The following is a 6571-nucleotide window of genomic DNA, read 5'->3' as shown; positions in this document are numbered from 1 at the left end:
GGCCCTGGGGTTAACCCCAGGGCCTGCTTTTTTATTTAGATACATGAAGATGTAATCATGTAACACATTTGAACTTACTATTACATGTTAGCGATCATTTGACGAAGTACCGTTTGCAGGATACCGCCATTACGGTAGTAATCCACGTCAACCATAGAGTCCAAACGAACGATAGCTGGGAACTCGAATGTTGTGCCGTCTTCACGAGTTGCAGTAACAGTAACATTTTGACCTGGTGAAACGTCATTCGACATGCCAACGATATCAAACGTTTCACGACCTGTAATATTAAGTGTCTTCCAGCCTTGACCTTCTGGGAATTGAAGCGGCAATACGCCCATTCCAACTAGGTTAGAGCGGTGAATACGCTCGAAGCTTTCAGCGATTACAGCTTTTACGCCGAGAAGGTACGTACCTTTTGCTGCCCAGTCACGGGAGCTGCCTGTACCGTATTCTTTACCAGCTAGAACAACAAGGTTTTTGCCGGTTTTTTGATATTTCATCGACGCATCGTAGATCGACATCACTTCATCCGTAGGAAGGTATGTTGTTACGCCGCCTTCTGTGCCTGGTGCCACTTGGTTACGAATACGAACGTTCGCAAATGTACCGCGCATCATGACTTCGTGGTTACCGCGGCGTGAGCCGTATGAGTTGAAGTCTTGACGTTTAACACCGTTGTCGATCAAGTATTGTCCAGCTGGGCTGTTAACCGTAATGTTGCCGGCAGGTGAGATATGGTCAGTCGTAACGGAATCGCCCATAAGAGCAAGTACGCTTGCTGAATGAATATCTTGAATGTCCGTAAGGTCAGGACTAAGGTTCTCAAAGAATGGCGGGTTTTGGATATAGGTTGATTTCTCATCCCACTCATAGCTCTCGCCTTCTGGTATCGAAATTGCGTTCCAACGCTCATTTTGCGTAAATACATTTTCGTATTTATCGCGGAACATTTGCGGGTTAAGCGCAGCTGTCATCGCGTCGTTAACTTCTTGAGATGTTGGCCAAATATCCTTCAGATACACAGGCTTGTTATCTTCTGTATAGCCTATTGGATCGTTAGTCAAATCAATGTTTGTCGTACCAGCAAGAGCATAAGCGACAACAAGCGGCGGTGAAGCAAGGTAGTTGGCTTTTACATGAGCATGGATACGGCCTTCGAAGTTACGGTTACCGGAAAGAACGGCAGAAACAGTCATGTCGTTGTCAACAATAGCTTTTGTTACTTCATCCGGAAGTGGACCAGAGTTACCGATACAAGTTGCGCAGCCATAACCGGCAACGTGGAAGCCAAGAGCTTCAAGCGGCTCGATTAGGTTTGCTTTAGTCAAATATTCAGTTACAACGAGCGAGCCCGGAGTCAATGAGCTTTTCACATAAGCAGGCTTCTTAAGTCCAAGAGCAACTGCTTTCTTAGCAACCAGTCCAGCACCAACCATTACGCTTGGGTTAGAAGTGTTCGTACAGCTCGTAATCGCAGCAATTACAACAGCGCCAGTACCCATTTTAGTTACTTGACCGTCAGGATGCTTCACGTCTACGAATTGCTCGATTTTCTCATCACTTAGTCCGTATCCGCCTTTGTCGATTGGCGTGCGGATAATATTGTTGAACGATTCTTTCATCGCTGTTAGCTCAACGCGGTCTTGTGGACGCTTTGGACCTGCAAGGGATGGAACAATCGTGGAAAGGTCAAGCTCAATAATGTCAGAGAATACAGGATCTGGCGTATCGTCTGTACGGAACATGCCTTGTGCTTTGTAGTAAGAATCAACGAGCTCGATCAAATCTTCTGGACGGCCAGTTTGGCGCAAGAAGTTGAGCGTTTCGTTATCTACAGGGAAGAAGCCGACTGTAGCGCCGTACTCAGGAGCCATGTTGGCAACCGTTGCACGGTCAGCAAGACTGATGTTGGACAAGCCTGGACCAAAGAACTCCACGAATTTGCCTACAACGCCTTTTTTACGCAAAATTTGAGTAACAGTAAGCGCAAGGTCAGTAGCTGTTGAACCTTCTGCAAGCTTGCCTGTCAACTTGAAGCCAATTACTTCAGGCATAATGAAGTAAAGTGGTTGTCCAAGCATACCAGCTTCTGCCTCGATGCCGCCTACGCCCCAACCAACAACACCAAGACCATTGATCATTGTTGTATGGGAGTCAGTACCAACAAGGGAATCTGGATATACAACAGTTTCGCCGTCGATTGTTTTAGTTGCTGCTACGGATGCAAGGTACTCTAAGTTAACTTGGTGAACGATACCTGTACCCGGCGGAACCGCACGGAAGTTATCGAACGCTGTTTGTGCCCAACGAAGGAAACGGTAACGCTCTTCATTACGCTCAAATTCAACCTTTGTATTGTACTCAAGAGCGTCAGGAGTACCGAATGCGTCAACCATAACCGAGTGGTCAATAACGAGATCTACTGGAACGAGCGGGTTGATTTTCTTAGGATCTCCGCCAGCTCTTTTCACAGTGTCACGCATTGCCGCCAAATCAACAACAACAGGTACGCCTGTGAAATCCTGCAAAACGATACGAGCAGGGATGAAAGGAATTTCTTTATCTTCACGACCGTCAGCCCAAGTTGCCAGCTGTTTTACGTGCTCAGCTGTAATGGCACGACCGTCAAACTGACGAACAGCAGCCTCAAGTAATACTTTAATAGAAAAAGGAAGCTTCGAAATATCGCCAAGTCCTTGTTCTTCTAGCCCGCCCAAACGGTAGTAAGCATAAGACTTGCCACCGGCGTCGAGCGTTGTACGAACGGAATACTGATTTTGTGTAGCCATCGTCATTCTCCTCGCTTGAATGTAGTCCGTGTTTCATACTGTGAAACACAATTTCAAAATAACTATATCTATAGTATATCGTTAAAACAGTCATTCCGTAAAGTCCAATTCTGTCCTAAAGCCATATGAAAACGCCCAGAAATACATGTGTGTGAATGTCACATGAAACGGCAGATCACCTCATATAATGAACCAATCATTCCGTGTTCATTTGAAATATGTATGATCGCTCGCTCACGATAAGTTCAGGGAGGAATTGCGATGCCGAGAACGGGTAACCGAGGACCGGGCAATCAGGTTCAGAAGCGTAATCAAGCGTCGACAAAACCGTTAACGTCTGGTAAGCAGCAGCACAAGGACGCTGCAAATGATGTACAGAGGCTGCCAATGCAGCAAGGGAACAGGTTGGAGCAGCTGTCTGATCCAATCAATCACTCCAAGGTTAAGCTTAATTCATTAATGCGCTCGTCAGATTATAATCAGCATGATCAGGAAGGAAAGCTGCAGGGCTGGAAATCAGCTGTCCATCGTTACGTAAGCTTATACAATCAAGCGGAAACAGAACAGCATGCAGCGGTGCTTGCTGATTTTGTGACGGATGCAGATCATTGTGATCGGCTGCGCAACAGGCTAGGTCGTCTGCGTGAGCGCGATTTGCTTAGAGGTGCGATTCCAGCAGGCAGTGAGACAAAGGCAGAGCTTGTTCGCGTCAACGAGTCACCAAATGAAGTTTCGGTGCTTATTAGACTTCATATTAAAAGACGGATGGAACAAGCAGGGCGCTATTATATGGAGGAGAGATCTGAGTATGAACGTCTCTGGCTTAACTCCACCAGCGGCAGCTGGGATGTTATGCGTGTAGAGCCGCTAATAGCCGAGCGCCGACCTCGCTTTGGTACATCCATGGATAATTGGATCACAGCAGAAAATTATTCAGACCAATTTGGCGATGGGCCCTCACCATCAACACCATACTTAAATTATGACCTAATACCGCAATTCACACACCGTCTTAGAGCGGCACATTATAGGAGAGATTTAGTTGCTGCTTACGCTGATCGCTGGTGGAACGAGGGAAACCCTGCGTTTGAGCTTTTCGAGGTAAATTGCACCAATTATGTGTCGCAGTGTGTCTTTGCAGGTAATGCGCCGATGAACTATACTAGTAAGAGAGAATCGGGATGGTGGTATAAGGGTCGCAATAAAGGGAGCGAATGGTGGAGCTACAGCTGGGCTGTGTCAAATGCGATGACTAATTATTTGTCAGCACCAAGGTCGTCTGGGCTGAGCGCCGAAGTTGTTCCTTCTGCTGAAGACCTTCAACTCGGTGATGTGATCACGTACGATTGGAATGGAGATAATCGGTTCCAGCACAGTACAATCGTAACAGCTTTTGATTCATTCGGGATGCCGCTCGTTAATGCGAATACTGTTTCCAGCAGGCATCGTTATTGGGATTATCGTGATTCCTATGCTTGGACGGAACAGACCAAGTATCGTTTTTTTCATATTGCTGATCTTCTGTAAACTTTATAGAATTAATTAAGTTATAAATGATATTAAATGTTGTAGATGAATGCACGACATGTGAAAGCAGTTGTGAAATATAATCGTACCGGAGGATGTGCCATGAAGAGCAAGGTTCGAGTTGGCTTAGTATACGGGGGGAAATCGGGAGAGCACGAGGTCTCTCTAAAGACTGCTTTTGCTGTCATGAGCGAGTTTGATTACAGTAAATATGAAATCAAGCCTTTTTATATTTCAAAGCAAGGCAAATGGAATACAGGCGACATATGGACATCACGGCCAGAAAGTGTAGAGCAGCTTCGGTACAAGGAGAGCGAGGCGAAGCAAACCGGCTTCGCGCTCGCTCCATTGTTTGAAAGCTTGAATGAAGAAGGCTCATCAACAGGCAATGAATCACAAATTGATGTTGTATTTCCGTTATTGCATGGAACGTTTGGTGAGGATGGAACTATTCAAGGACTATTTGAAATGGCTAACATTCCGTATGTAGGAGCGGGTGTTCTCGCTTCTGCCGTCGGTATGGACAAGATAATAATGAAAAAAGTATTCGCTCAAGAAGGGCTGCCGCAATGCGTATTCCGTTACTTTAACCGCACGCAATGGGATAGAGATTCTTCATTCTTCATTATGGAATGCGAAGTATCACTCGGATATCCTTGCTTCGTAAAGCCAGCTAATCTAGGTTCAAGCGTTGGTATATCCAAAGCAAGAAACCGCGAAGAATTAATTGCTGCCGTTAATTACGCGCTGCGATTTGATCGTAAAGTAATTGTCGAAGAATTCGTTGATGCTCGTGAAATCGAAGTTGCCGTGCTTGGCAATGATGAAGCAAAAGCATCTGTACCAGGCGAAATCGCTCCGTCGAATGAGTTCTACGATTACAAAGCGAAATATATCGACGGAAAGTCGAGCATGATCATTCCTGCAAGCTTGTCAAAAGGAGTTACAGAATCAGTCCGCGAAATGGCTGTTCGTGCATTCCAAGCGATTGACGGTTCTGGTCTGTCCCGCGTAGATTTCTTCCTTCGCAAATCAGACGGTCAACTCTTCATCAACGAAGTGAACACAATGCCTGGATTCACGCCATTCAGCATGTATCCACTCATGTGGAAAGAAACCGGCATTCCATACAAAGAGCTCCTAGATACTTTAATCAACCTAGCTCTTTCCCGTTACGCCGACAAACAACGCATCGACTTTGTAGGCAACGAAATATAAGTATTACAGCATACTAGTGTAGCAGGTAGGAGCATTGCAGCTTGAAATTAGTTTGAAGATCGGATCAATCCCGCTAGATTATGCGGCGTATTCAAATCAACTACCTAATTATCGCACTGATCGGGTTCGCCGGCTTCTATTAGCGTGACTCCATAATGAAACTTCGCGGAAAAAGTATCATTTGTTTCTAATTTGATTCTAGTTTATTTCTAATTTCTAATTTGACTCAAATTAGTTTCAGAAAGTTCAACTAAACACAAAAAAACTCCGCCCCAGCACTGAATTAGTTTCAAAAAATAGCACTAATAACATAAATACACTAACTCTTATTGCCAAAAGGAGCATGCAGTTTCAAAATTTGAAACTACTGCTCCCCAGTAACAATCTCGCACCAACATAAGCTCAAAAAGTGAAACTAAAACAAACTAGTTACCTGTTACAGTTCTAACTCACACGTTACTCAGGAGTACAGGCAACACAAGCACACAAAAAAACGTATCCCGCAGGGGTACGAAAGTGATCCGCGCGGTAAGGCAACAAACACGCACCTCTGTACCTCTAACGTTACTCAGGAGTACAGGCAGCACGAGCACACAAAAAAACGTATCCCGCAGGGGTACGAAAACGATCCACCACAAAAGGTAACTCACAACCATCTGTCCAGCTCTTACGTTACTCAGATGTTCAGGTAGCATGAGCGAACCAAAAGTAAAGCGTGTCCAAAGGACAAAAGTGATCCACCGCAAAAGGTACCACACAACCGTCTCTGCAGCTCCTACGTTACTCAGATGTTCAGGTAGCACGAGCGCACCAAAAGTAAAGCGTGTCCAAAGGACAAAAGCGATCCACCGCAAAAGGTACCACACAACAGTCACAGTAGCTCCTAAGTTACTCAGCTGTTCAGGTAACTCGAGCGCACCAAAAGTAAAGCGTGTCCCAAAGACGAAAGCGATCCGCCACAAAAGGTACCACACAACCGTCTCTGAAACTCCTACGTTACTCCAATTGCAGGTGTCCAGAGGGCGGCAGCCCCT

At 45.5% G+C, this 6571-nt stretch carries 3 protein-coding genes; 2 read left to right on the top strand and 1 reads right to left on the bottom strand.

Going from position 1 to position 6571, the window contains the following annotated elements; genetic code table 11:
• Nucleotides 1-80: 80 nt before the first annotated feature.
• Nucleotides 81-2792, bottom strand: a complete 2712-nt coding sequence (acnA, locus tag AC1DWN_RS00360) for an aconitate hydratase AcnA (RefSeq protein WP_477556959.1) — start codon at nt 2790-2792, stop codon at nt 81-83.
• 261 nt (nt 2793-3053) lie between these two features.
• Here acnA and AC1DWN_RS00355 point away from each other — a divergent pair, with 261 nt between their 5' ends.
• Nucleotides 3054-4319 carry an amidase domain-containing protein gene (locus AC1DWN_RS00355; RefSeq protein WP_477556958.1) on the top strand — a complete coding sequence of 422 codons (1266 nt, stop codon included), beginning with the start codon at nt 3054-3056 and terminating at the stop codon, nt 4317-4319.
• Nucleotides 4320-4421: 102 nt separating this feature from the next.
• A complete protein-coding gene (locus AC1DWN_RS00350; protein WP_477556957.1) occupies nt 4422-5537 on the top strand; it encodes a D-alanine--D-alanine ligase in 1116 nt (371 codons plus the stop codon).
• Nucleotides 5538-6571 lie beyond the last annotated feature (1034 nt).

Source organism: Paenibacillus sp. P4_A7, assembly GCF_056402455.1.
The sequence above is the reverse complement of the archived record's forward strand: the minus strand, read 5'-3'. Positions and strand labels throughout refer to the sequence as shown.

Excerpts from the sequence above, each read along its gene's own strand:
- acnA (WP_477556959.1), bottom strand. The coding sequence starts at position 2,792 with ATGGCTACACAAAATCAGTATTCCGTTCGTACAACGCTCGACGCCGGT.
- AC1DWN_RS00355 (WP_477556958.1), top strand. The coding sequence starts at position 3,054 with ATGCCGAGAACGGGTAACCGAGGACCGGGCAATCAGGTTCAGAAGCGT.
- AC1DWN_RS00350 (WP_477556957.1), top strand. The coding sequence starts at position 4,422 with ATGAAGAGCAAGGTTCGAGTTGGCTTAGTATACGGGGGGAAATCGGGA.